Source organism: Variovorax sp. AB1(2024), from assembly GCF_037482385.2.
GTDB lineage: Bacteria > Pseudomonadota > Gammaproteobacteria > Burkholderiales > Burkholderiaceae_C > Variovorax.
Map to the genome: position 1 here is coordinate 1,011,860 of NZ_JBBHKP020000001.1, position 23,742 is coordinate 1,035,601.

Sequence of the window (23,742 nt, forward strand, 5' to 3'; positions counted from 1 at the left end):
CGGAAGTCAGCGCGCCGACGCCACCGGCACTGCCGCCGCATCGAACGGCCGCGCCGCGTACACCACGCGCCCGCCCACCACCGTCATCAGCGACGTGGTCTTGCCGATGCGCTCCAGCGGCACGCTGAGAAAGTCCTGGTCGAGCACCGCGAAGTCCGCCATCTTGCCGACCTCCAGCGTGCCGCGCCGGTTCTCGTCGAAGCTGAACCATGCGCTGCCCGCCGTGTACAGGCGCAGTGCTTCTTCGCGCGAGGGCGTTTCGTCGGGGCCGCGCATGGCCTTGCCGCTCACCGTCTTGCCGTCGAGCATCCATTGCAGCGCGACGAAGGGGTTGTACGAGGCCACGCGGTGCGCGTCGGTGCCCGCGCCCACGTTCACGCCGGCACGCAGCGCGGTGCCGATGGGCGGCATGCGCCTTGCCGCGTCGCCGCGCACGGCGAGCGCGCGGTCGCCCTGGAAGTACATCGCGTCCTGCATCGTCCAGCCGATGCCCAGCGCCTTCATGCGCGCGAGCGTCTCGGGCGAGGCGTCGTCCAGGTGCGCGATGGACCAGCGCAAATCCTTGATCGGCACCTCGGCGTTCAGCTTCTCGTACAGCCCGAGCAGATGGTCGACCGAACCGTTCTCCTGCCAGTGGATGGTGACGGCCAGCCTGCGCTGCGCCGCCCACTTGACGAGCTCGTAGAACTTCGCCTTCGCCGCTTCGTCGGGGAAGTTGTTGTTGTACATCGCGAGCGTCACGCGCTCGCCCAGGCCGTTGAACTTGAGCATGTCGTCGCCGAAGCCCATCGGCAGCATCTGGGTGAGGTCGCGAAACTCCTGCAGCTCGGCGCCGGGCTTCTGCGCGAACACGCTGTAGGCCACGCGCAGCGTCAGCGCCTTCTCGCGCCACAGCTCGAACAGCGCCGCGTACTGCGAGGGCGCGATGCTGAAGCCGCCCGGGTCCACCAGTCCGGTGATGCCGAGCCGGTTCAGCTCGGTGAAGAAGGCGCGCGTGCCGGCCACGTTGTCGTCGTAGGTCGGCTTGGGCAGCTTGTCGAACAGCGCCGAGATGCCGACGATGTCGCCGGTCATCCAGCCCGGCGCGCCGTCGGGCGACGGCTTCATGCCCGCGGGCAGCGTGCCGGCGGGAACGCCCAGCGCCTCGAGCGCCTTGGGCGTCATCACCACCGCTTCGTAGAACAGCTGCACGTACACCGGATTGTTCGGCGCGGCCTCCTGCAGTTCGGCCAGCGTGGGACGGCGGCGTTCTGCGAACTGCTGCTCGGTCCAGCCGCCGGCCACGATCAGCCAGCCGCCGGGGCGCGCATTGGCCGCTGCGGTGCGCAGGCGCGCCATGGCCTCCGCGATGGTGCCGGCGCCGATCCAGTTGACCTCGGTCGAATAGCTCAGCGCGGCGCGCACCGCGTGCATGTGCGAGTCGATGAGGCCGGGAATGACGGTGCGTCCGCCCGCGTCCACCGTGCGCGTGGCGGGGCCCGACAGCGCGCGCACCTGCGCGGCGTTGCCGACGGCCAGGATGCGCCCGTCCCGCACAGCGAGCGCCTGCGCGGTGCTGCCGGCTTTGTCGAGCGTGACGATCTTCGCGTTGGTGACGACGAGGTCCGCCGGTTGCGCCTGCGCGGCGACGGGCAGCAGCAGGCTGGCGGCGAGGGCGGCTGCCGTGAAGAGTGTGCGTGGTGTCATGTCAGTCGACCTTGATGCTTGCGGCTTTCACGACCTGCTGGGCTTTTGCCGTCTCGTCGACGATGAACTTGTTGAACTGCGCCGACGACATCGTGAAGGGCTCGGCGCCCAGCTTCTCCAGCCGCTCCTTCAGTTCGGGCGACACCATGATCTTCGCGACCTCTGCCTGCAGCCGGTCGACCACCGGCTGCGGCGTCTTCGCGGGCGCGAACAGTCCGACCCAGAACAGGTATTCCGAGCCGGGCACGCCGGCCTCCACCGTCGTGGGCGCATCGGGCAATGCCGACGAGCGCTTGCCCGTGCCCACCGCCAGTGCCTGCAGCTTGCCGGTCTTGATGAGCGGCAGCGCAGACACCATCGGCGCGAAGAACCAGTCGACGCGCCCGGCCATCACCTCGGTCATGGCCTCGGGCGTGCCGCGGAAGGGCACGTGCTGCGCGTCGATGCCGGCCGCGAGGCGGAACACCTCGGCGTTCATGTGCGTGGCCGAGCCGTTGCCAGCGGAGCCGTAGTTGAAGCCGCCCGGCTTGGCCTTCACCTTGGCCACCAGGTCTTTCACGTCGGTGAAGTGCGAGGGCGCCGTCACCAGCACGTTGGGCAGGCTGGCCATCGGCGTGATGCCGGTGAAGTCTTTGAGCGTGTCGTACGACAGGCCCTTGTAGATCCACGGGTTCACGAGGTGGCCGGCCGAATGCACCAGCAGCGTGTAGCCGTCGGCCGGCGACTTGGCCGTGATGGCCGCGCCCAGCGTGCCGCCCGCGCCGGGCTTGTTGTCCACGATCACGCTGGTGCCCAGGGCGGGCCCCAGCTTCTCTGCCACCAGGCGCGCGACGATGTCGGTGCCGCTGCCCGCCGTGAACGGCACGACCAGCCTGACCGGCTGCGTGCCGGGCCACGGGCCCTGCGCGTGGGTGCCGGTGAGCGCGCAGGCCGCGAGAGTCGCCGCCACGGCCAGCGTGCGCCGGCGGCTCCAGTTGAGTGTCTTCTTCATGCGTCTTGTCTCCGTTGATTTATTTGGTTGAGCGATGAATGACTGACCGACCGACGAAAGAGCTGCTACGGCGGCGGCGCGTTGGGCATCACCAGCGCGACCAGCACCGGCCGGTTGGTGCGGTTCTCCAGCTGGCGCTTTTCACCGGGTGCGAAGCGGCAGCTGTCGTACTGCTCGAGCACTTCTTCCTGGTGCGCCCCGTCGATTTCGCCGACCACGTGAAGCCGGCCTTCGAGCACGAGGTAGAGCTTTTCCATCGGCGAGCCGTCCAGGCCCGTGCGGCCGCCGGGCAGGATCTGGCTCATGCCCATCCACATCTGCGTGGAGGGGCCTGCTTCCTTGCCTTGCAGGCGCAGGCAGCGCATGTCGAAATGGTTGGGCGCCTCGTAGTGCGGCGCCTCGCTGAAACGGGTCACGTGCATGGGATGTGCTCCAGTAGGGGGCGGTTCTTCAGGGCCGCAGCACGACGCGGTCGGTGCTGCCCGACAGCACCAGGCGGTAGGCGTCCATGGCTTCGTCGAGCGTGAAGTGGCGCGCGACCGGAAAGGGCTTCAGCGTGCCGCGCTCGAAGCCATCGCGCATGGCGTCGAGCTGCGCGGTGCTGGCGATGCAGTCCATCGCCAGCGAATCGATGCCCACGAAGGTGTGCATGCCGCGGTAGAACGCGAAGATGTCGAAGGGCACGGCGCGGTCGTGCGTGGCGATGAAGATCTGCGTCGCGCCCTTGGCCATGGCCTTGTTGGCGGCCTCGAAGTAGGCGCTGCCCACGGTGTTGTAGACGATGTGCGCACCGCGCCCGTCGGTGAGTTCACGCACCCGTGCGGCCACGTCGGTGTGGTGGCGGGCGTCGATGAGGTCCACGGGTCCGTTCGCAAAGCCCGCGTAAGGCCCGGCGTGCCGCTGCACCGCGATCACGCGCGCGCCGGCCTGCGACGCCAGTTGCACTGCCGCCTGCCCGACCTTGCCGTTGGCGCCGAGCACCAGCACGGTCTGCCCGGCCTGGGGCATGCCGCTGCGCCGAAAGCCTTCATACGCGGTGACGAAGGGCACGCCCACGGCGCCGGCCTCGTCCATCGAGATGCCGCGGGGCTTGGCGCGCAGCGCCTGTTCGGGCAGCACGAGATAGCGGCCGTGCGAGCCGTCGCGGGTGATGCCGATGTCGCCGCCGGAGCCGTAGACTTCGCGCCCGATCCATTCGGAAGGGCCGCCGACGACGGTGCCCGCGAAGTCGCGGCCGGGGGTTCTGGGCCACACGGCCTGCGGCATGATGCCGAGCGTCGCCTTGACGTCGCTGGGGTTCACTGCGGCGGCCTCGACGCGCACGACGGCGTGGCCCGGGGGCGGTGTGGGTTCGGCCTGCGGCGTGGCGTGCAGATGCAGCGCGTCGAGGGTGGCGGCTTTTTCGTCCACGCGCAATGCGCGGGATGTGTGGGTCGTGTGCATGGCAGCGACGTTCATTTCTGTTTTCCTGCTTGCTGGGGTTTCTGGGGTTTTCTTGGGCGCTCTTGTTCGGGGCGCGTGCACAGGCCACCGGGTACTCCCCTCCGCGAATGTCCCCCGGGGCTGCGCCCCTCCTCCTTTATTTCGCTGCGGGGAGCACCCGGTGTCCTGTGCACAGGGCACGCTGCTGGTGCTCGGCCGATCAACGACTGCTCTGTCCAACGCTCACGCCGGCGGGGTGCCTTGCGCAGCGAAATAAAGGAGGAGCCCGAAGGGCGGGGGACATTCGCGGAGCAAGGCACCCCGTCGGCGTGAGCGCGCCCCGAACAACGTACCTCAGGCATTCGCCAGCCCCAGCATCGCGCGCGCCTCACGCGGGTTGGCCACTTCGCCGCCAAGGCTCACGAGGATGTCGCGCGCCTTCGCCACCAGTTGCGCGTTGCTCTCGGCGAGCACGCCTTTCTCGAGGTAGATGTTGTCTTCCATGCCCACGCGCACATGGCCGCCCAGCAGCCACGACTGCGCGACGATCGGGAACTCCATGCGGCCGATGCCGAAGGCGCTCCAGAAGGCGCCGCGCGGCAGCATGTTGCGCGCGTAGAGCAGCGTCTCGGGCGTGGGCGCAAAGCCGTATTTCACGCCGAGCACGAAGGTCCACATGGCCGGGCCGTCGAGCGTGCCGTCCGCGATCAGGTCCAGCGCCAGGTTGATGTCACCCGAATCGAAGATTTCCAGCTCCGGCTTCACGCCGGCCTCGCGCATCACCTTCGCCATGCGGCGCACGTTCTTCGGCGTGTTGATGACCACGTCGGGGCCGGAGTTCATGGTGTTCAGGTCGAGCGAACACACGTCGGGCCTGATGAGCGCGATGTGCTCCACGCGCTTCTCCGGCGGCAGCAGCGTGGTGCCGGGCGCGGCGATCTTCGGGTCGTCCTCGCTCGGGATGAAGCGCCCGCCCGGGCCGGTCGTGAGGTTGACGATCAGCTCGCGGTTGCTGCGGCGGATGCGATCCACCACCTCGCGGTACAGCTCCACCTCCATCGACGGCTTGCCGGTTTCCGGATGGCGCACATGGATGTGCACCTGGGCCGCGCCGGCCTCGGCGGCGGCCAGGCATTCGTCGGCGATCTGCACCGGCGTGATCGGCAGGTGCGGCGTCTGCTCCGGCTTCACGAGATTGCCCGTGACGGCGCAGGTGATGAGTGTCTTGGCGGCGCTCACAGGTGGCGTCCTCCGTCGACCACGATGCGCGTGCCCGTGACGAAGCGCAGGGTGGTGGCCAGCGCCTCGACCGTGGCCGCCACGTCGTCTGGCTTGCCGATGCGGCCGAGCGGCGTGGTGCTGGCCATCTTGCTGGCGAACTCCGCGCCGCGCCCGGGCACGAAGCCCGACTCCACCGCGCCCGGCGACACCGACACCACGCGCACGGCGGGTGCCAGCGCCTTGGCCAGCGCGTCGCCGACCACGTCGAGCCCGGCCTTGGCCGCCACGTAGGCCAGGTTGCTGCCCACGCCCGTGAAGCCCGCGATGGACGAGATGTTGGCCACCAGCGCGTCGCCGCTGGCCTTGAGCATCGGCGCGAAGGCGCGGATGGTGGCGAACACGCCGCGGAAGTTGGCGCGCACGATGTCGTCGATGAGCTCGTCGGTCAGCGCGTCCAGGTCGGCGGCCGGCACCGGCTGCGTGTGGCCCGCGCTGTTGACGAGGATGTCGCAGCGCCCGTGCGTGGCCTGCACCTCGGCCGCGGCGGCCACGAGGCTCGCCGAGTCGACGATGTCGGCGCGGATCGCCGCATGGCGCTGGCCGTTGGCCGAGGGCAGGGCGGCCGCGCGCGCCGCCGCGTCGTCGCCCTTGCGGTGCAGCAGCACGCAGGTGGCGCCGAGCGCGGCCAGGCGCGTGGCCGTGGCATAGCCGATGGCGCCCAGGCCGCCGGTGATGACGGCGACCTTGCCGTCGAGTCTGGAGACAGGATCGAAGCTCATATCGATAGGGGGGAGTTGGTTCAGGGAATCGGGGGGCGCGGGAATTTCATTTCGCCGGGTTCGAGTTCGAAGTCGTGGTGCATCGACGCGCTCTTGCCATCGGGCGCCAGCGCGAAGCGCCCGATCAGCCTGCGCGTCACGCCGAAGGTCGGGTCGCTTTCCAGGTTCTCGTCGTCGTCCGCGAAGACCTGCGTGATCAGCACCTTGTGGCCGGGCTTGCTCACCATGAAGTGCAGGTGCGCGGGGCGGTTGGGGTGGCGCTGCTGCGCGCGCAGCAGCACGCCGCAGGGCCCGTCGGTCGGCACCGGGTAGCCGGCCGGGCGCACGCTGCGGAAATGGAAGCGCCCTTCGGCGTCGGTGGTGAAGCGGCCGCGCAGGTTCATGTCCTCCTGCGACGGGTCCTGGTTTTCATAGAGGCCGACGGGCGAGGCCTGCCACACGTCGACCGTGGCGCCGGCCACCGGCCGGCCCTGGTGGTCGCGCACCGTGCCCGTCACTTCGAGCGGCGTGCCGGGCGTGCCCGAGCGCGCGATGTTGTCGCCCGGCGCGCAGGCCGGTGCATTCGCCCGCCAGAACGGCCCGAGCAGCGCGGCAGGCGATTCGCCGTGCGGGTCCTGGTTGTTCTGCAGCGCGACCACGGTCGACACACCCAGGATGTCCGCCGCCAGCACCACTTCGTTCTTGGTCTCGCCCGTGGCATGGCCGATGGCGACGATGAATTCGAGCGCCTGCTCGAACTCGTCTTCCGTCAGTTTCACTTCCTGCACCAGCGCGTGCAGGTGGCGCGTGACCGCTTCCATCACTGTGCGAAGCCGCGGGTCGGGCGTGTGCTTCATGGCGTCGAGCACATGGCCCAGCACCGAGTCGGGGGAGGTGGCGATGTTCATGGTGGATTTGTGCAATCGTTTGCACGATATTAGCCAGATTTGCCGAAAAGTAAAATGGAGGTTTCCGGCAGACCCTGAGGGAAGCATTGACACCCGAGGCCGGCCGCCTTTGCGACAATCGTTTGCACCAATGAGCACCAGCCCGCCTACTGCCCCTTCTTCCGGCACCGTCACCATCCGCGACGTCGCGCGTGCCGCCGGCGTGCATGTGTCCACCGTCTCGCGCGCGCTCAGCCCCGAGAAACGCTCGCTCATCAGCGACGAGGTGCTGCGCGTGGTCGAGGAGGCGGCGCAGCGCCTGGGCTACCGGCCCAACCGCGCGGCCTCGGCGCTGCGCACGGGCCGCACCCACACCATCGGCGTGCTGGTGCCCGACATCACCAACGCGGTGTTCCCGCCGATCCTGCAGGGCATCGAGGCCAGCGCGGCGGCGCGCGGGTACTTCGTGTTCGTCACCAACGTGGCCGACCCGGCATTGGCGCGGCCGGTGCTCGAGCGCATGCTCGCGCAGCGCGTCGACGGCGTGGTCATGGCCACCGCCACGCGCGACGACCCGCTGGTCGACTTCGTCGCCAAGGCCGGCATGACGGCCGTGCTGGTCAACCGCGCCGACGAAACCGGTCGCCTGCCGGCCGTGGTCAGCGACGACCGGCTGGCGATGAAGCTCGCGGTCGACCACCTGGTGGCGCTCGGCCACAAGCGCATCGCGCACCTGGCGGGGCCGCAGACCATCCCGACCGGCGTGGGCCGGCGGCTGGGCGTGGAGCAGGCCCTGCGCGACCACCGCATGAAGCCCTTCCGCGTGGTCGAGTGCGCGAGCTACAGCCGCGAGGCCGGCGCGCTGGCCATGAAGCAGATGCTCGATGCCGGCGCGGCCCCGCAGGCGGTGGTGTGCTGCAACGACCTCGTCGCGCTGGGCGCCTACGACGCGCTGCGCGCGGCCGGCCTGCGTGTTCCCAAGGACATTTCCATCACCGGCCACAACGACATGCCGCTGGTCGACATGGTCGACCCGCCGCTCACCACCATCCGCCTGCCGCACCGCGAACTGGGCTGGCGCGCGGCGGAGATGCTGTTCGACGAGATCGACGGCCGATCGATGTCGGCATCGACCGTGGTGCTGCGCCCGGAACTGGTGGTGCGCCAGTCGACCGCCGCACCGCGCTGACGGGCGGCGAAGCGACTTACTTCATGCGCCACCACAGGGCGGCGATGTCGTCGCTCAGGCCTGCCAGCAGCAGCGCCACGGCAACCAGAACGACCAGCGCCTTCGCGCGCCGCGACATGCCTTCCCTGGGCGCGAAGTCTTCGGCACGGCCGCTGAAATGCACGCCGCAATAGGGGCAGCGCAGCACGTAGCCGAAGATCGGCTCGCCGCAGCGGATGCAGGGCACTTCGCCGGGGCCCGGTTCGGACGCGGACGCCGAGGCCGCGTCGCGCGTGGCCTGCTCCGCGGCACGCTGTTGCTGCTGCCGGGCGCGGCGCTCGCGGTGCGCGGCCAGGTCGATGGGTTCGTGGGAGTTGTCGGGCATGGTCGGACCCCGAAGTCTAGGACGCGTTTTTCTTTCGCGCAGCCGGCCGGCGCGGCGGCTTTGCCTCCAGCACCAGTTCGGCCGGCAGCGTGTCGTTCCACGATTCGGTGAAGTAGGCGCGGTCGCTCGGCACCAGCTGCGGCAGCGCCTCGCGCAGCAGGGCGAGCGATTGCTCCGCGGCCTTCAGTTCGCCGGCATGCGCGGCGTACCAGGCGTGCTCGAACAGCAGGCTGCAATGCTGCAGGCCCGGGTAGCGGCGACGGCCGGCCTGGTGGTCGGCCAGCCGCGCCTGCGCCACCTGCACCCAGCGCGCGGGCCAGTTCGTCGCGTCGAAGGCATCGGCCAGCGGGCCCGCGAGCTTCGACATGGCGGCCGGGTCCAGCGGCTTCTGCGCGCGGAACTGCGCAAGCGTGGGCTGTTTCTCGGGCCGGCAGTGGCCGCGCGCGATGCGCATCAGGTAGATCGCGTTCCACGCCGAGCGGCCCTGGCCGTCGGTGTGGCCGCACAGCCATTCGGAGAAGGCGATCCACTGCACTGCGCGGCGGGTGGTGTCGGTGTTGCCGTCCTGCGCGAGCGCGGGCAGGTCCGACAGGCCCACGCGGTCGAACAGCCATGCGGCCATGCCCATGTTGGCGGCCACGTGCTGCGCCGCGTCGAAGGAATGCGACTCGAACGCCGCCGCCAGCGCCTCGCCGAAGCGGCGCAGCGACTCTTCGGCGAGCGCCGCGGCGGCCGGCTTGTCGTCGGCCGAGAGCCCGAGCGCGCGCGAGCGGCACACCAGCGCCCACAGGTTGCACCACTCGAAGCGCACGTCGGGGTGGTGCCGCAGCACCAGCCCGCGCGCCGCGTCGTCGGCCATGCCGCCCAGCAGCGACTGCGCCAGCGGCAGGTCGCGCGCGGTGTAGGCGCACCATGCGGCGACGATGCATTCCATCGCGCCGAGGTAGTCGTTGCCCGCCACGTGATGCGCCAGCCGCTGCTTCTTCAGCGCCTGCAGCCGGCGCCGTGCCTGCTCGTTGTCGCCGAGCCGGCGCCACAGCATGGCCTCGTTGAGCGTGACCAGCGCGCGCTGGAAATCGGTGGCGGCCAGCGTGCCGGCCAGGCGTATCGATTCGAGCGCGCTGGCCGGCTGGCCGCTGGCACTCGCATCGCCGGCGTTCATGCCGGCCACCGGCGCCATCAGCCGGCCCTGCCGCGCCGCCTGCTGGGAGGCGACCAGCTGCTTCCAGAAGGCCGCGTCCTGCAGGTGCACCGCGTCGGGCGGCGGCGAGCCGGCCGCGGCCTGCGACTTGCGCGCGCGCAAGCCGAGGAACGACGCCACCTCGGCGGCGGTGGCCGCGCGGCCTTCCACCAGCACGCGCACGCGCCTGGCTTCGGCGGACGGCAGCCAGAACGGGCCCTGGCTGCGCCGCTCGGCATTCAGGAAGCGCGGCTCGCGCAGCGTGTCTTCGCCCCAGCCGACCTCGATGTTCCAGGCCTTGAAGTCGCGGAACGCGCGGCTCACGACCATGCGCAGCGTGCTGGCGTCGGAGACTTCGCCGCGCAGGTCGGCCAGCCGCACGACGCCGGTGCCGGCTTCGTGGGCGTGCTGCATGCGCACCAGCAGCCAGAGCGACTGGAAAGCCGCGCGCCGGCCATTGACCGACTGCGGCGAAGTGAGTTCGATGGAGAGAAGAGAGGGCTTGGGCACGCCCCGGATTGAACCTCAAAACCGGCGCGATACCTGAAGAAAAAGCGCCGCAGCGGCTCAGTAGCGGTGGCGGTCCAGCAGCTCCGGCACTTCGCTGCGCCCGATGCCCAGGTCACGCAGCTCGTGCTCGCTCATGCCGGCCAGGTGCCGCATGTCGGCGCGCGCGCGGCGGCGATTCACCACGCGGCGGCGCCAGCCGCGCAGGGCATGGATCAGGCGTTGGTGAAAAGTCGATGGCTTCGGCGCGGTCACGATGGGCTCCTTGGTTGGGAGCGCTCATCTTCCGGCGGTGCGTGATATTGTGGAAGTTGAGAATCCTGAGGCTTGCAATCAGCTTTGCTGATGGCGCGATCCTTCACCCCCAACACGGCGACCCGATGCGACAACTCAACCTCGACCAACTGCGCACCCTCATCGCCATCGTCGACCTCGGCACCTTCTCGGCCGCGGCCAAGGCGCTGCACCTGGCGCAGCCGACGGTGAGCCTGCACATCAGCGAACTCGAGTCGCGGCTGGAGGCGCCGCTGGTGGTGCGCGGCAACCGCCGCATCACGCCGACCGCCGCCGGCGCCGCACTGGTCGAGCGCGGGCGCAAGCTGCTGCGCGACACCGACGACGCCGTGGAAGCCGTCAAGCGCCAGGCCGAGGGCCGCACCGGCCGGGTGAGGCTGGGCACCTCCACCGGCGTGCTGGTCGACCTGCTGCCGCAGGTGCTGGAGGCGCTGGGCGCGGAGCATTCGGGCATCGACGTGGAGGTGAGCATCCGCGGCTCCTACGAGGCCATGGAGCGGCTGGCCGCCGGCACGCTCGACATCGGGCTGGTCGCGATTCCGCAGCCGCCGGTGCGCGGCATCGTCGTCACGCCGTGGTGCGAACAGCCCATGATGGCCTTCGTGCCCCCGCGCTGGAAGGCGCCGAAGCGCGTCACGCCGGCCTGGCTGGCGGCGCAGCCGCTGATCTTCAACGAAGCCACCACGCACATGTACCGGCTCACGATGGAGTGGTTTGCCGAGGCGGGTTTTGCGCCGCGTGCGCGCATCGAGCTCAACTACGACGCCGCCATCCGCAGCCTGGTGGCGGCCGGCTATGGCGCGGCGTTGCTGCCGCTGCAGCAGAGCACCGACAACGTGCGCGGCGACCGCATGCAGATCCTGCCGGTGAGCCCCAGGCTCACGCGGCGCGTGGGCATCGCGCACCGCCAGCACGCGGCGCTCGACGGCGCCACGCTGAGCGTGCTGAAGGTGCTGACGGCCTTCCGCCAGGCCTGAGCCGAACCTGGTGGATCAGCCCGCGTCGGGCTTGGGGCGCATGCCCAGCGAGAGGATCTCGTTGGCGTTGACGATGGCGGTCGCTATTTCTTCGGTGGTGGTGCGCTTGCTCATGGCCTGGTCGCGGATCAGGTCGTAGGCCTGGCCCTCGGACACGTCGTGCGTCTTCATGAGGATGGCCTTGGCTTCGGCGATGCGGCGCTGGCCCAGCAGCTTGGCTTCGACCTTGCGCAGCCGCTTGGCGAGCGAGCGTGCCTCCTTGTGCGCCTCGCGCGCCACCACCAGCGCCGAGAACAGACCGAACGAACGCACCGGCGAAGGCAAAACTGCCTTGGCGCCGATTTCCAGCACGGCCTCGATGATGGTCGGGTTCTCGTAGGTGACGACCGCGATGATGGCCGGCGCGTCTTCGCTCTTGGTCCATTCGAAGCGCATGTTGATGAAGTCGGGCTGCACCGCCATGAAGGCGACGTCGATGCCTTCGGGCAGGACTTGCACGGGCGGCCAGAAGGCCTGCACCTGGCAGCCGATGCGTTGCAGCTGTTGCGTGAGTTGGCGGCCGTCGTTGTCGTCGGGGTGGATCACGGCGATCTTCAGCAGGCGCAGCTCTTTCAGCTGCGGCGGCGTGACGCGCAGGGTGTGCCGTTTGGGGGCTGTGCCTTCCACTTTCAGGCCTTCTTTTGTTCGGGGTGTGTGCACAGGCCGCCGGGTGCTCCCCTCCGCGAATGTCCCCCGGGGCTGCGCCCCTCCTCCTTTATTTCGCTGCGGGGAGCACCCGGTGTCCTGTGCACAGGGCACGCTGCTGGTTCGCAGTTGATCAACCAGCGCTCTGTCCGACGATCACGCCGATGGGGTGCCTTGCGCAGCGAAATAAAGGAGGAGGCCGCAGGCCGGGGGACATTCGCGGAGCAAGGTACCCCGTCGGCGTGAGCGCGCCCCGAATGCCTCCTGGAGCAACAAATGGAGGAACTGAAGTTCATCCTAGATCTCCAGCGTATCCAGCTTGGCCGTCCAGTCGCCCAGCGAGTGGGTGACCAGATAAGGATCCGGGTACACCGCCCGCGTCGCCTGCCGCACGATGGTGAACTGCCCGTGCGCGTCGACCCGCCCGATGCGTGGGTACAGGCATGTGTGATGGTTGGCCGGGTCGATCTTCACCAGCCCCTGCGGCGCATCGAACTCGCTGCCCAGGATGTACGGAAGAATCTCCGCGATGCCGTCGCTCCCCGCCTGCCGGTAGGCGTTCGCAAAAATGTGCATCTGGAAATACGAAGCCTCCCAGCACAGGTTGGGCACGCAGCCGTCGCCGAAGCGCGCGCGCAGCATCGCCAGGCAGCGCCGGTTCGCGGCCGAGTCGATCGACTGGAAATACGGCGCCGCCGTGAAATGCCCCGTCGCCACGCCGTGGCCCATCTGAGAGATCTCCGCCTCCGAAGTCGTGAGGCTGGCGATCGGCATCGTCTTCGGGTCGAAGCCCGCCTCGGCATACGCGCGGTACAGGCTCGCGGTGGAGTCGCCCACCACCGTCGAGAAGATGAAGTCGGGCCGCTTGTCGCGGATGTCGTCCATGATGGCCCGGTAGTCTCGCTCGCCGGCGTCCAGCGCCACGTAGCGCTCGCCCAGCTTCTCGCTGCCGGGGCGCTGCATCACCAGCTCGCCCATGATGCGGTTCGACTCGTAGGGGTAGATGTAGTCGGAGCCGATCAGGTACACCCGCGCGCCGAAGTTCGTGGTCATGAACTCCGCCAGCTGCACGCTGTTCTGGTTGGGCGCCGCGCCGGTGTAGATCACGTTGCCCGAGTACTCGAAGCCCTCGTACAGCGTGGGGTAGAACAGCAGCTTGTTCCACTTCTCTATGACCGGTATCACCGCCTTGCGGCTGCTCGACATGTAGCAGCCGAAGATCACGTTCACGCGGTCCTGCACGATCAGCTTTTCCGCAAGCTGGGCGTAGCGCGCGGGGTTGGACTGCGGGTCGTAGCGCACCGCCACGATCTCGCGGCCGTCCACGCCGCCTGCCGCGTTGATCTCCTCGATGCCGAGCAACGCGCCCTGCAGCTGCGAGAGTCCGATGGTCGATGTGACGCCGGTTTCCGAATAGAGGATGCCGACGCGTATGGGGTCCTTGTCAGCCACGCTGAAGTCTCCTGGGGTGTCGAATCATCATAGTCTTCAGTCAGTGGGCCGCGGCAAGGCGTGCGCTCATGCGCGCGAGGCGCACCGGCAGGCTGCGCGCGTCGTCGGCGATGCAATAGTTGCGCCAGCCGAAGATGCGCCGCACATAGGCGTCGGCCGCCCCGTCCACCGCGATGCAGGCGGCGCGCACGCCGGCGTCGCGGGCCTCGGCGACGGCCTGGCGGGCGTCTTCGATCAGGTATTGCGGATCGTGCACGTCGATGTCGGAAGGCGCGCCGTCGGTCACCAGCAGCACCGCGCGCTGGCCGGGCGGCTCGGCTTGCATCAGCGCGGCGGCGTGGCGCAGCGCAGCGCCCATGCGGGTCGAGTAGCGCCCGCGCAGCGCGCCGATCATGGCGCTCGTCGGTGCGTCGAGCGGACGGCCGGCTTCGAGCAGGCGGTAGTAGTACACCTCGGCGCGCGTGTTCGACGAGAAGCCGTGGATCGCCAGCCGGTCGATGCCGCGCGCGTTCGACGCGGCCAGCAGCAGCGCGGCCTGCTTCTCGATGTCGAGCAGCGAGGCTGCGTGCGGCCCCGGGTCGTTGGCCGAGGCCGACAGGTCGAGCAGCACCAGCACGCTCGACGGGCGCGGGCCCTTGCCCGGGCGCATGAAAAGCCGCGCATCGGGCCGCAGCCGAAGGCTCCGGTCGACCAGCACTTCGATGGCCGCGTTCAGGTCGATGTCGTCGCCTTCCCACTGGCGGCGCAGGCGGTGCGTGCGGTCGAGGTGGCGCGCGCGGGGCAAGGCGAGCGGGGCGATGCGCCCGTTGCCGGGCGCGGCCTGCTCGCGCCCCGGCAGCAGGCCCTGCCACGCCGGCAGCTTTTCGATCACCGTGCACCAGTCGGGGCGCAGTCGCTCGAGCTTGCGGTCCCATTCGGGGTATGTGTAGCGGCCGAGTTCGATGTCGTCCGCCGCATCGGAAGTAGGCGGGCCGCTGCCTTCGTCCGGTGCATCGGAAGGCGGTGGCGGCCGTGCGCCTGCCTGTTGCAGCGCGATGGCTTCGTCGGGCGCGGTCTCCGTCTCGGCGAATTCCCACAGGTAGCTGTTGTCGTCGCGCCAGGGCGCGGGCACGGCGTAGTGCTGGGGCTCGAAGCGCACGCGCATCTGGCCCAGGTCGTTGGCGAGGATCGACGCGATGGCGCGGAAGGCGTCGTAGTCCTCCAGGCCCGCGCTGGCGGCGGTCTCGTCGAACAGGCGGCGTGCCTTGTTCACCCAGTGGTTGTCGTCGATCGCGTCGGGCAGCAGCAGCAGGCGGTCCATCCGGGAGACGAGTGCTGCGAAGCGCAGGTCGAGCGGGTCGGACGCGGGCGGCAGCGATGCGGCGAACCAGCCGTGCAGGCCGGGGAAGTCGCGCCACAGCAGGCGCTCCACGCGCGCGTCCTCGATGGCAGAGACCACGGCGATGCCCATCGGCTTGAGTCCGTGTGCCGGGCGCGCGGGCCGCGAGTGCCGCAGGTGCGCGACCGCATGCGCGAGCATGGCGCGGCGAAGGCCCGGCTCGCCTGTGCCTTCGGGCAGCAGCAGCTTGCGGCCCGTGAGCACGGCGCGCGTGCCCGCGCCAGTCAGCGCCTGCACTTCCACGTCGACGCCCGCCAGGCCGCGCGCCAGCAGCGACAGCGCACCGAGGCCGCCGTACGCGTCGTTCATCCGAACTGCGCCTCGACGAAGCCCTGCAGCGCGCTTGCCATGTCGGGGTCGTCGGTCAATGCGCGCGTCATCGTCATCTCGCAGCTCTCGCGCGGCGTCACGCCGTCGCGTATCAGCACGCCCGCGTAGATCAGCATGCGCGTCGACACGCCTTCGTCGAGCCCGCGGTGCTTCAGCTCGCGCGAGCAGCGCGCGATGGCCACCAGCTTCGCGGCGAGCCCGGGTTCGACGCCGGCCTCGTGCGCGACGATCTTCGCCTCCAGCGCGCTGCCGGGGTAGTCGAACTCCAGCGCCGCGAAGCGCTGGCGCGTCGATGGCTTCATGTCCTTCGCGCTGCTCTGGTAGCCGGGGTTGTACGACACCACCAGCTGGAAATCGGGGTGCGCGTGCACCAGCTCGCCCTTCTTGTCGAGCGGCAATATGCGCCGCGCATCCGTCAGCGGGTGGATCACCACCGTGGTGTCCTGCCGCGCCTCCACCACTTCGTCGAGATAACAGATGCCGCCGTGCCGCACCGCCAGCGTCAGCGGCCCGTCGTGCCAGGCGGTGCCGTTGGCGTCGAGCAGGTAGCGCCCGACGAGGTCCGAGGCCGTCATGTCCTCGTTGCAGGCCAGCGTCACCAGCGGCCGGCCCAGCGACCACGCCATGTGCTCCACGAAGCGCGTCTTGCCGCAGCCGGTCGGGCCTTTCAGGATCAGCGGCATGCGGTGGCGGTACGCCTGCCGGTAGAGCGCCACCTCGTTGCCGGCAGGGCGGTAGAAGGGCTCGGCCTCGATGCGGTAGGCGACCAGCGGATCGGGAACCGCCGCGTTCATCGGTGCTTGGCCGGCTCGTTCGGAATGCCTTCGATCGGGCATTCGGGCGTGCCCACCGTGCTGCGCGTGAACGACTCCACCATCTCGCGCGTGCCCTCGGGGTCGTTGATCCACTGGGTGTAGAAGTTGTACGGGCAGGCCGCCACGCCCTTGTCACCGTCGCCGGAGTTGATGGTGCCGGTGTAGCCGCGGTGCACCAGCTTGAACAGGTGGTTCTGCGACTGGCCGTTCTTGCGCGCGTCGCGGATCAGGCCCATGGAAAGCTCGGCGTAGTTGATGCCCATCTCTTCCTCGCCGCATTCGCCGAGCGTGCGGCCGTCGAAGCCGATGAGCGCGGAGTGTCCGAAGTACGAGTACACGCCGTCGAAGCCCGCCGCGTTGGCCACCGCCACGTAGGTGTTGTTCATGAAGGCCATGGCCTTCGACACCATGATCTGCTGCTCCTTGGCCGGGTACATGTAGCCCTGGCAGCGGATGATGAGTTCTGCGCCGCGCATCGCGCAGTCGCGCCAGATCTCGGGGTAGTTGCCGTCGTCGCAGATGATCAGGCTGATCTTCATGCCCTTGGGGCCTTCGCTCACGTAGGTGCAGTCGCCCGGATACCAGCCCTCGATGGGCACCCACGGCATGATCTTGCGGTACTTCTGGACGATCTCGCCCTGGTTGTTCATGAGGATCAGCGTGTTGTAGGGCGCCTTGTTCGGATGCTCCTCGTGGCGCTCGCCGGTCAGCGAGAACACGCCCCACACGTTGGCGCGGCGGCAGGCGTCGGCGAAGATGGCGGTTTCCTCGCCGGGCACGGTGGCGGCCGTGTCGTACATCTCCTTGGCGTCGTACATGATCCCGTGGGTGGAATATTCGGGGAACACCACCAGGTCCATGCCCGGCAGGCCCTTCTTCATGCCGACCAGCATCTCGCCGATCTTGCGGGCGTTGTCCAGCACCTCGGCCTTGGTGTGCAGGCGGGGCATCTTGTAGTTGACGACCGCGACACCCACGCAATCGTTGCTGCTCGAAATATCACCATGTCTCATGACGCTGCTCCTGAAAGAGGGGTTGAAGAAAAAAGGGAAGGGCTCTCACACGGTCAGGAAAGACCTGACCTTGTCCTGGTCGAGCGTTGCGCGCGCCTCGTCGTGCACGAGGCGCCCGCGGTCGATGACGAGAAAGCGGTCGGCCAGGTCGAGCGCGAAGCTCAGCACCTGCTCCGACACCACGATGGCGAAGCCGCGCTCGGCGCGCAGCACGTTCAGCGTCTGCGCGATCTCCTTGATGATCGAAGGCTGGATGCCCTCGGTCGGCTCGTCGAGGATCAGCAGCTTGGGCTCGGAGATGAGCGCGCGCGCAATCGCCAGCATCTGCTGCTGGCCGCCCGAGAGGTTGCCGGCCTTGCGCTGCTTCATGTCCTTGAGCACGGGGAAGAAGCGGTAGAGGTAGTCGGGCACCGTGCGGTGGCCGGACTTCGCGGCGCCAGAGAGGATGTTCTGCTCCACCGTGAGGAACGGGAACACCATGCGCCCCTGCGGCACGAAGGCCAGGCCCTGCGCCACGCGCTGGTAGCTCGGCAGCTTCGTGATGTCGGCGCCGCCCAGGCGGATGCTGCCGCCGCGCGCAGGCAGCAGGCCGATGAGCGACTTCAGCAGCGTGGTCTTGCCCATTCCGTTGCGGCCCATGATGGCCACCGCCTCGCCGGGCGCGACGCGCAGGGACACATCGCGGATGACGTGCGACTCGCCATAGGCGACGTCGAGTTCGGAGACTTCGAGCATCTGTGTTTCTCCTTGTGCTCAATGGCCCAGGTACACGTCGATCACGCGCGGGTCGGACTGCACTTCGGCGGCCGTCCCCTCGCTCAGCAGCCGGCCCTGGTGCAGCACGGTCACGCGGTGGGCGATGCGCTTGACGAAGTCCATGTCGTGCTCGATCACCACCACCGACTTGCCCACCGAGATGCGCCGCAGCAGGTCGCCGGTCTGCTCGCGCTCGCGCGGGCTCATGCCGGCCACGGGCTCGTCGAGCAGAAGAAGCTCGGGCTCCTGCATCAGCAGCATGCCGATCTCCAGCCACTGCTTCTGGCCGTGGCTGAGCTGGCCCGCGCGGCGCTCGAGCTGGTCGAGCAGGAACACGTCGGCCGCCATCGCGTCGATGCGCTCGCGCAGCGCGGCCGTACGGCGAAAGGCCAGCGACTGCAGCAGGCCGTGCATGCGCGGCAGCGAGATCTCGAAGTTCTCCAGCACCGTGAGGTCTTCGTAGACCGAGGGCGTCTGGAACTTGCGGCCCACGCCGGCACGCACGATCTCGTACTCGTTCAGCCGGCCGAGGTCCTGGCCGTTGAACAGCACGCGGCCCGCGCTCGGGCGGGTCTTGCCGCAGATCATGTCGAGCAGCGTGGTCTTGCCCGCGCCGTTCGGCCCGATGATCACGCGCAGCTCGTTGCGCTCGACCGCAAGGCTCAGGCCGTCCACCGCCTTGAAGCCGTCGAAGGACACGGTCAGGTCTTCGACGCGCAGGATCTGCTCGTTCGAAGGCGGCACCGCCGAGGCGGCCTGCGGCAGGCCGCCGTTGGGCATGGTCATGGTCGCGTTCATGGCGTGGCCTCCGCGCCGCGCCGGCGCAGCAGCCTCGCGCCCAGGCCCGCGAGCCCCTCGGGCATGGCCCACACCACGAGGATGAACACGGCGCCCAGGAAGTACAGCCAGCCTTCCGGGAAGGTCTCGGACAGGTACGACTTGAGAAAGCCGATCAGCAGCGCGCCGACGACAGCACCCGGTATCGACAGCCGGCCGCCCACCGCCGCGTAGATCACCATCTCCACCGAGGCCACCACGCCGATCACGCCCGGGGCGATCAACCCCACCTGCAGGCTGTAGAAGGCCCCGCCGATGGAAGACAGCACCGCGGCCACCGCGAACACGAAGGCCTTCATGTGCGCCGTGTTGTAGCCGCTGAAGCGCACGCGGTCTTCCCGGTCGCGGATGGCGATGAGGATCTTGCCGAAGCGGCTGCGCACGATGACGAGCGACACCGCCATCACCAGCGCGATCGCCAGCACCTCGACGAAATACATCGTGCGCTTGGCGTCGTCGCCCGCGATGTCCAGGCCCAGCAGCGTGCGGAAATCGGTGATGCCGTTGGCGCCGCCGGTGTCGCCCTGCTGGCCGATGACCACCACGGTGAGCGTGAGCGCCAGCGACAGCGTGACGATCGCGAAGTACACGCCGCTCACCCGCCGCTTGAAGATGGCGTAGGAGAACACGTAAGCCAGCACCGCGGGAACGGCGAGGATGCCCACGACGGTCCAGCCCAGCGAGTGGAACGGAACCCACCACGAAGGCAGCTGGTCGACGCTGCTCCACACCATGAAGTCCGGCAGCTCGGGCGCCGAGGCTTCGAGCTTGAGGAACATCGCCATCATGTAGCCGCCCAGGCCGAAGAACATGCCCTGGCCCAGGCTCAGCACGCCGCCGTAGCCCCAGGTCAGCACCACGCCGACCGCGACGAAGGCGAAGGCCAGGTATTTGCTCACGAGGTTGAGCCGGAAGGGATCGAGTGCGGCAGGCAGCACCACGGCCAGCAGCAGGAGCACCGCGGCCATCGCGCCGATGTCGCGCCTGCGTTGGGGAGAGAGTTTCGACAACATGCCCTCAGCTCCTCGACCGCGTGGCGAACAGCCCGTTGGGCCGGAAGTACAGCACCACGATCACCAGCAGCAGGATCGTCGCCTTGGCCATCGAGCCGCTCATGAGGTACTCCAGCCAGGTCTGCGACTGCGCGATGGAGAAGCCCGAGAGGGCGGTGCCCACCAGGCTCTGCACGCCGCCGAACACCACCACGATGAACGAGTCGACGATGTAGAGCTGCCCCGTGCCCGGGTTGGTCGAGCCGATCATGGTGAACACCGCGCCCGCGATGCCCGCCAGGCCCGAGCCCAGCGCGAAGGTCATGGCGTCCACCCGGTGCGTGTCGATGCCCACCGCGCCGGCAATGGCGCGGTTCTGCGTCACCGCGCGCACCTTGAGCCCCCACGGCGTGCGGTACAGCAGCAGGTACACGCCGGTCGCGACCAGGGCCGTGAGCCCCACGATGAAGATGCGCGTGAGCGGCAGCTGTATGCCCGGCGTCGGCTCCCACGCCCCGGCGAGCCACGAGGCCAGCGGCACGCTCACCTCCTGCGCGCCGAAGATCGAGCGGTAGGCCTGCTGCAGCATCAGGCTCAGGCCCCAGGTCGCGAGCAGGGTGTCCAGCGGGCGGTCGTAGAAGAAGCGGATGAAGCCGCGCTCCAGCACATAGCCGAACGCGAAGGTCACCGCGAACGCGAACGGAATCGCGGCGAACAGGTACAGGTCCATGAAGCCCGGCGCGAAGTGCTCGAAGAAGCGCGCGGCCAGGTAGGTCATGTAGGCGCCCAGGGCCATCAGCTCGCCGTGCGCCATGTTGATGACGCCCATCAGGCCGAACACGATGGCCAGCCCGATCGCCATCAGCAGCAGGATGGTGAACAGGCTCACGCCGTTGAACACCTGCATCACCGCGATGTCGAAGTTCATCGCGTTCAGACCTTCGGGAAGGGGTTGGGCTCGACGAGCTGGGGCGATTCCCACACGATGTCGAACTGCCCGTCGGGCCGGGCGCGGCCCACGCGCACCTTCTTCCACACGTGGTGGTTGGTGGCGTGCACGCGCACCGTGCCTTCGGGCGCTTCTATCTCCACGCCCGCCGCTGCCGCCGTGACCTTGTCGACGTCGAAGGACTTGGCCTTCTCCACCGCCAGCTTCCACAGGTAGACGCTGTTGTAGGCCACCTCCATCGGGTCGCCGATCACGCGGTCCTGCCCGTACTTGGCCTTGAAGGCCTTCACGAACTTCTCGTTGGCCGGCGACTTGATGCTCTGGAAGTAGCCCATGCAGGCGTAGTAGCCGGCCGCGTTGTCCTTGCCGATCCCGTCGATCTCGTTTTCCGACACCACGGTGGACAGCAGCACCTGCCTGGCGCCGTCCAGTCCCGCCGCGCGCAGCTGCTTGTAGAAGGCCACGTTGGAGCCGCCCACCACGGTGCTGTAGATGCAGTCGGGCTTGGCCGCCTTGATCTTGTTGATGATCGACGAGAACTCGGTGTGGCCCAGCGGCGCGTACTCCTCGCCGAGCACCTTGCCGCCGGCCTTGGCGATGGCGGGCTTGGCGATCTTGTTGCAGGTGCGCGGGTAGATGTAGTCGGAGCCCACCAGGAAGAAGCTCTTGCCCTTCTCGCGCGCCATCCACTCGACCGCCGCGATCACCGACTGCGTGGCCTCCTGCGAGGGATAGAACACGCGCTTGTCCTGCTCCTGGCCTTCGTAGTAGGTCGGGTAGAACAGCAGGCCCTTGGCCTGGTTGAGCACCGGCAGCAGCGCCTTGCGCGAGGCCGATGTGTAGCAGCCGATGATGGCGGCCACCTTGTCGCGCTCCAGCAGCTTGCGCGCCTTCTCGGCGAACACCGGGTTCTCGCTGGCGCCGTCTTCCACCACGGCCTCGATCTTCTTGCCCATCACGCCGCCGGACGCGTTGATCTCCTCGATGGCGAGCTTCTCGGCATCGACCAGCGAGGCCTCGGCGATGGCGATGGTGCCCGAGAGCGAATGCAGCAGGCCGAGTTTCACGGTGCCGCCGTCCTGCGCCGATGCGATGCCGGCCACGCCGCCCGCGGCGCCCAGCACGATCATCGAGCCGCCGGTCTTCATGATCTGGCGGCGGTTGAAAGCGTTCGTCATGTCAAATTCCTTTGTGTTTGTGCGAGTCATCAGGAAGATCCGACCTTCGGAACCGCGCATTGGGTGTCTCCTCCCGCGGCGCGGCCCTGCAAACGGGCGTTCGGCTGCCAGTGCGTTTTCTTTGGGCAAGGCTTCGCCACCGGATGCAGCGCATCCGTTTCGAAAAGTTTCCTTGCGGCCGAGAAAACAAAAAAGCCCGAACCGGTGGTGAAACCGATTCGGGCTTTATTGCCCGACGCCTCGCTGGCAGCACTGGCAGCGGGTGTCGTATGACTGGTAACGATTGCTCGTTGGGGCGGATTCTTCTCAACTCACCCCGGCATGAACATACGCTGTTTCGCTAATTGGCGAAATCGCGATTCATGTGTTATTCGCGCTCAGCGCGGGCGCGCGTAGCCCGACTCGATCCATGCGCTGGCGCTTGCGGCCGTGAGCCTGAAGGCGGGCGACACGCTCACGCTGGCGAGCTCGGCGTCGTCGGCGTCGTCGTAGGCGCTGAGCGTGGCCGAGGGGTTGTCCTCGTCGGGCACGATGGCCAGCGCCACGCGCACGCGCTGGTCGTTGCGCGCTGTGACCGTCACGCTCTTGTTGAGCGTGGCGTGCAGCTGCTGCTCGTGGCGGCGGATCACTTCGGCGGCGGTCTTCACCAGCGTGGAGAAGGCGGGGCCGTCCAGCGGCTTGGGGTTCTTCTTGTCGCGGCCCATGGTCCAGGGGCCGACCAGGGCCGGCTCGGGGTCGCCGTGGCGGGTCATCTCGACGGCCCAGCCGTCGTCTTCCTCGTTCTTGATGACGCGGGCGGTCCAGGTGTCGTCGCGCCAGAGGCGGGCTTCCTGCAGGGGGAGGGTGTCGGATTCGTTCGATGGTTCTGTCATTCGGAGGCCTGTTTGCTTGCGCGGGCCATTTTCCCCCGCGCGCCGGCGTCTTCCTGGCCGTCAACGTACTGTTGCAGTCCCTCGGCCAATGCGTCGAAGGCGGCGCGGCAGCGCGGGCTGTTGCGCAGGTCCTCGTGCATGGTGACCCAGGTGTCGAGCTTGAGCGCCATGGCGCGCGGCATCAGCCGCACCAGCGCCTCGGTGCGCCGCGCCAGGCCGACCTGGCACACGCCGATGCCCGCGCCGGCGCGTATGAGCGCCAGTTGCCCGAGGTCGCTGTCGGTGCGCAGCGAGAAGCTGTCGCGGCTGTAGCCCGGCAGCGACTTGCCCGCGTTGCGCACGAAGGCCGAGGGCTGGTCGTAGCCGATGACCGCGTGGCCGGCCAGTTCCTCGAACCGGCGCGGCGTGCCGTGGCGCGCGAGGTAGTCGCGGTGCGCATGGAAGCCGAGCTCGATGTTTCCGATGCGGCGCGCCACCAGCTGCTCCTGCCGGGGGCGCACCATGCGCACGGCGATGTCGGCCTCGCGCCGCAGCAGGTCCTGCACGCGGTTGGTCAGCACCAGCTCGACCTTCAGCGCCGGATGCGCCTCGCGCAGCTGCGCCACGATGGGCGGCAGCACCTCGACGCCGATCACCTCGCTGGCCGACACCCGCACCACGCCGCGCACGCCTTCGCCCTGGCTGCTGGCGGCGCGCTGCAGCGATGCGGCGGTGCTTTCCATGGCCTCGGCATGCGTGCGCAACGCCAGCGCCACTTCGGTGGGCAGCAGGCCGACCTGCGAGCGGGTGAAGAGCACCACGCCCAGCGCTTCCTCGAGCGCCGCCACGTGGCGTCCGGCCGTGGGCTGGGTGATGCCCAGCGCGCGCGCCGCGCCCGAGAGAGAGCCCTCACGCAGCACGCCGAGGAAGGAGCGGTAGAGCTCCCAGCCGATGTTCGAAGTCATGCATAAATGTATAGCTGCTGGCTCATGTTCGGCAATTCCAATCGAACCGGCCCGGTTCCAGAATTC

Annotated in this window: 24 protein-coding genes; 2 read left to right on the forward strand and 22 right to left on the reverse strand. The window is 68.9% G+C overall.

The features are described 5' to 3' along the window. Positions 1-6: 6 nt before the first annotated feature. The 7 genes from WIX39_RS04930 to WIX39_RS04960 form a co-directional block, all read right to left on the reverse strand. Entirely contained in the window at positions 7-1,686 is a 1,680-nt protein-coding gene (locus WIX39_RS04930; protein WP_106936204.1) for an amidohydrolase, read from the reverse strand. A 1-nt stretch (position 1,687) separates the two neighbouring features. Next, positions 1,688-2,677, reverse strand: a complete 990-nt coding sequence (locus WIX39_RS04935) for a tripartite tricarboxylate transporter substrate binding protein (RefSeq protein WP_106936203.1) — start codon at positions 2,675-2,677, stop codon at positions 1,688-1,690. Positions 2,678-2,742: 65 nt separating this feature from the next. Then, positions 2,743-3,099 (reverse strand): cupin domain-containing protein, encoded by a 357-nt coding sequence (locus WIX39_RS04940; RefSeq protein ID WP_106936202.1) that lies wholly within the window; start codon positions 3,097-3,099, stop codon positions 2,743-2,745. Positions 3,100-3,127: 28 nt separating this feature from the next. Further along, positions 3,128-4,135, reverse strand: coding sequence for a quinone oxidoreductase family protein (locus WIX39_RS04945; protein WP_234382170.1), 1,008 nt, complete (start codon positions 4,133-4,135; stop codon positions 3,128-3,130). A 318-nt stretch (positions 4,136-4,453) separates the two neighbouring features. Continuing rightward, positions 4,454-5,338, reverse strand: coding sequence for a 3-keto-5-aminohexanoate cleavage protein (locus tag WIX39_RS04950; protein ID WP_106936201.1), 885 nt, complete (start codon positions 5,336-5,338; stop codon positions 4,454-4,456). Further along, positions 5,335-6,099: an SDR family NAD(P)-dependent oxidoreductase gene (locus tag WIX39_RS04955; protein WP_409194600.1), complete on the reverse strand. Its 765-nt coding sequence runs from the start codon at positions 6,097-6,099 to the stop codon at positions 5,335-5,337. The genes WIX39_RS04950 and WIX39_RS04955 overlap by 4 nt, the downstream gene beginning before the upstream one ends. A gap of 20 nt (positions 6,100-6,119) precedes the next feature. Beyond that, positions 6,120-6,986 carry a dioxygenase gene (locus WIX39_RS04960; RefSeq protein WP_409194601.1) on the reverse strand — a complete coding sequence of 289 codons (867 nt, stop codon included), beginning with the start codon at positions 6,984-6,986 and terminating at the stop codon, positions 6,120-6,122. A 130-nt stretch (positions 6,987-7,116) separates the two neighbouring features. Here WIX39_RS04960 and WIX39_RS04965 point away from each other — a divergent pair, with 130 nt between their 5' ends. After that, positions 7,117-8,154, forward strand: a complete 1,038-nt coding sequence (locus tag WIX39_RS04965) for a LacI family DNA-binding transcriptional regulator (RefSeq protein ID WP_081267347.1) — start codon at positions 7,117-7,119, stop codon at positions 8,152-8,154. A 16-nt stretch (positions 8,155-8,170) separates the two neighbouring features. Here the strand turns inward: WIX39_RS04965 and WIX39_RS04970 are convergent, their stop codons facing one another. The 3 genes from WIX39_RS04970 to WIX39_RS04980 are packed head-to-tail and all read right to left on the reverse strand — an operon-like array spanning position 8,171 to position 10,460. Further along, the gene (locus tag WIX39_RS04970; RefSeq protein ID WP_409194602.1) at positions 8,171-8,518 is read right to left on the reverse strand and encodes a hypothetical protein; all 348 of its coding nucleotides are present in this window, start codon (positions 8,516-8,518) and stop codon (positions 8,171-8,173) included. Positions 8,519-8,534: 16 nt separating this feature from the next. Beyond that, positions 8,535-10,208: a hypothetical protein gene (locus WIX39_RS04975; protein WP_106936196.1), complete on the reverse strand. Its 1,674-nt coding sequence runs from the start codon at positions 10,206-10,208 to the stop codon at positions 8,535-8,537. Positions 10,209-10,265: 57 nt separating this feature from the next. Continuing rightward, positions 10,266-10,460 carry a DUF1127 domain-containing protein gene (locus tag WIX39_RS04980; RefSeq protein ID WP_081267350.1) on the reverse strand — a complete coding sequence of 65 codons (195 nt, stop codon included), beginning with the start codon at positions 10,458-10,460 and terminating at the stop codon, positions 10,266-10,268. 125 nt (positions 10,461-10,585) lie between these two features. On the opposite strand from WIX39_RS04980, the gene WIX39_RS04985 reads away from it, so the two are divergent. Continuing rightward, on the forward strand, positions 10,586-11,476 hold the full coding sequence (locus tag WIX39_RS04985; protein ID WP_081267351.1) for a LysR family transcriptional regulator: 891 nt from the start codon (positions 10,586-10,588) through the stop codon (positions 11,474-11,476). Between the two features lie 15 nt (positions 11,477-11,491). Here WIX39_RS04985 and WIX39_RS04990 read toward each other — a convergent pair whose 3' ends face one another. The 12 genes from WIX39_RS04990 to WIX39_RS05045 form a co-directional block, all read right to left on the reverse strand. Continuing rightward, positions 11,492-12,142 carry an ANTAR domain-containing response regulator gene (locus WIX39_RS04990; protein ID WP_172839817.1) on the reverse strand — a complete coding sequence of 217 codons (651 nt, stop codon included), beginning with the start codon at positions 12,140-12,142 and terminating at the stop codon, positions 11,492-11,494. 315 nt (positions 12,143-12,457) lie between these two features. Next, complete coding sequence (locus WIX39_RS04995) at positions 12,458-13,612, reverse strand: transporter substrate-binding domain-containing protein (protein WP_081267353.1); 1,155 nt, start codon at positions 13,610-13,612, stop codon at positions 12,458-12,460. A 40-nt stretch (positions 13,613-13,652) separates the two neighbouring features. Continuing rightward, complete coding sequence (locus WIX39_RS05000; RefSeq protein WP_409194603.1) at positions 13,653-15,299, reverse strand: nitric oxide reductase activation protein NorD; 1,647 nt, start codon at positions 15,297-15,299, stop codon at positions 13,653-13,655. Further along, complete coding sequence (locus WIX39_RS05005) at positions 15,296-16,114, reverse strand: CbbQ/NirQ/NorQ/GpvN family protein (RefSeq protein ID WP_409194604.1); 819 nt, start codon at positions 16,112-16,114, stop codon at positions 15,296-15,298. Before WIX39_RS05005 ends, WIX39_RS05000 begins: the two co-directional genes overlap by 4 nt. Then, on the reverse strand, positions 16,111-17,148 hold the full coding sequence (locus WIX39_RS05010) for an aliphatic amidase (protein ID WP_081267356.1): 1,038 nt from the start codon (positions 17,146-17,148) through the stop codon (positions 16,111-16,113). Before WIX39_RS05010 ends, WIX39_RS05005 begins: the two co-directional genes overlap by 4 nt. 45 nt (positions 17,149-17,193) lie before the next feature. Continuing rightward, complete coding sequence (gene urtE / locus WIX39_RS05015) at positions 17,194-17,883, reverse strand: urea ABC transporter ATP-binding subunit UrtE (protein WP_081267357.1); 690 nt, start codon at positions 17,881-17,883, stop codon at positions 17,194-17,196. A gap of 18 nt (positions 17,884-17,901) precedes the next feature. Further along, a complete protein-coding gene (urtD, locus tag WIX39_RS05020) occupies positions 17,902-18,684 on the reverse strand; it encodes an urea ABC transporter ATP-binding protein UrtD (RefSeq protein ID WP_106937606.1) in 783 nt (260 codons plus the stop codon). Between the two features lie 14 nt (positions 18,685-18,698). Continuing rightward, positions 18,699-19,754: an urea ABC transporter permease subunit UrtC gene (gene urtC, locus WIX39_RS05025; RefSeq protein WP_106936194.1), complete on the reverse strand. Its 1,056-nt coding sequence runs from the start codon at positions 19,752-19,754 to the stop codon at positions 18,699-18,701. Positions 19,755-19,758: 4 nt separating this feature from the next. Then, positions 19,759-20,661, reverse strand: coding sequence for an urea ABC transporter permease subunit UrtB (gene urtB / locus WIX39_RS05030; RefSeq protein WP_106936193.1), 903 nt, complete (start codon positions 20,659-20,661; stop codon positions 19,759-19,761). Between the two features lie 5 nt (positions 20,662-20,666). Beyond that, the gene (urtA, locus tag WIX39_RS05035; protein ID WP_106936192.1) at positions 20,667-21,860 is read right to left on the reverse strand and encodes an urea ABC transporter substrate-binding protein; all 1,194 of its coding nucleotides are present in this window, start codon (positions 21,858-21,860) and stop codon (positions 20,667-20,669) included. A gap of 377 nt (positions 21,861-22,237) precedes the next feature. After that, entirely contained in the window at positions 22,238-22,732 is a 495-nt protein-coding gene (locus WIX39_RS05040; protein ID WP_081267362.1) for a hypothetical protein, read from the reverse strand. Continuing rightward, positions 22,729-23,676, reverse strand: a complete 948-nt coding sequence (locus WIX39_RS05045; RefSeq protein ID WP_106936191.1) for a LysR family transcriptional regulator — start codon at positions 23,674-23,676, stop codon at positions 22,729-22,731. The genes WIX39_RS05040 and WIX39_RS05045 overlap by 4 nt, the downstream gene beginning before the upstream one ends. Positions 23,677-23,742 lie beyond the last annotated feature (66 nt).

Bases quoted from the DNA above. Each gene is read 5' to 3' on its own strand.
- WIX39_RS04930 (WP_106936204.1), bottom strand. From the start codon at position 1,686: ATGACACCACGCACACTCTTCACGGCAGCCGCCCTCGCCGCCAGCCTG.
- WIX39_RS04935 (WP_106936203.1), bottom strand. From the start codon at position 2,677: ATGAAGAAGACACTCAACTGGAGCCGCCGGCGCACGCTGGCCGTGGCG.
- WIX39_RS04940 (WP_106936202.1), bottom strand. From the start codon at position 3,099: ATGCACGTGACCCGTTTCAGCGAGGCGCCGCACTACGAGGCGCCCAAC.
- WIX39_RS04945 (WP_234382170.1), bottom strand. From the start codon at position 4,135: ATGAACGTCGCTGCCATGCACACGACCCACACATCCCGCGCATTGCGC.
- WIX39_RS04955 (WP_409194600.1), bottom strand. From the start codon at position 6,099: ATGAGCTTCGATCCTGTCTCCAGACTCGACGGCAAGGTCGCCGTCATC.
- WIX39_RS04960 (WP_409194601.1), bottom strand. From the start codon at position 6,986: ATGAACATCGCCACCTCCCCCGACTCGGTGCTGGGCCATGTGCTCGAC.
- WIX39_RS04965 (WP_081267347.1), top strand. From the start codon at position 7,117: ATGAGCACCAGCCCGCCTACTGCCCCTTCTTCCGGCACCGTCACCATC.
- WIX39_RS04970 (WP_409194602.1), bottom strand. From the start codon at position 8,518: ATGCCCGACAACTCCCACGAACCCATCGACCTGGCCGCGCACCGCGAG.
- WIX39_RS04985 (WP_081267351.1), top strand. From the start codon at position 10,586: ATGCGACAACTCAACCTCGACCAACTGCGCACCCTCATCGCCATCGTC.
- WIX39_RS05000 (WP_409194603.1), bottom strand. From the start codon at position 15,299: ATGAACGACGCGTACGGCGGCCTCGGTGCGCTGTCGCTGCTGGCGCGC.
- WIX39_RS05005 (WP_409194604.1), bottom strand. From the start codon at position 16,114: ATGAACGCGGCGGTTCCCGATCCGCTGGTCGCCTACCGCATCGAGGCC.
- WIX39_RS05010 (WP_081267356.1), bottom strand. From the start codon at position 17,148: ATGAGACATGGTGATATTTCGAGCAGCAACGATTGCGTGGGTGTCGCG.
- urtE (WP_081267357.1), bottom strand. From the start codon at position 17,883: ATGCTCGAAGTCTCCGAACTCGACGTCGCCTATGGCGAGTCGCACGTC.
- urtD (WP_106937606.1), bottom strand. From the start codon at position 18,684: ATGCCCAACGGCGGCCTGCCGCAGGCCGCCTCGGCGGTGCCGCCTTCG.
- urtC (WP_106936194.1), bottom strand. From the start codon at position 19,754: ATGTTGTCGAAACTCTCTCCCCAACGCAGGCGCGACATCGGCGCGATG.
- urtB (WP_106936193.1), bottom strand. From the start codon at position 20,661: ATGAACTTCGACATCGCGGTGATGCAGGTGTTCAACGGCGTGAGCCTG.
- urtA (WP_106936192.1), bottom strand. From the start codon at position 21,860: ATGACGAACGCTTTCAACCGCCGCCAGATCATGAAGACCGGCGGCTCG.
- WIX39_RS05040 (WP_081267362.1), bottom strand. From the start codon at position 22,732: ATGACAGAACCATCGAACGAATCCGACACCCTCCCCCTGCAGGAAGCC.
- WIX39_RS05045 (WP_106936191.1), bottom strand. From the start codon at position 23,676: ATGACTTCGAACATCGGCTGGGAGCTCTACCGCTCCTTCCTCGGCGTG.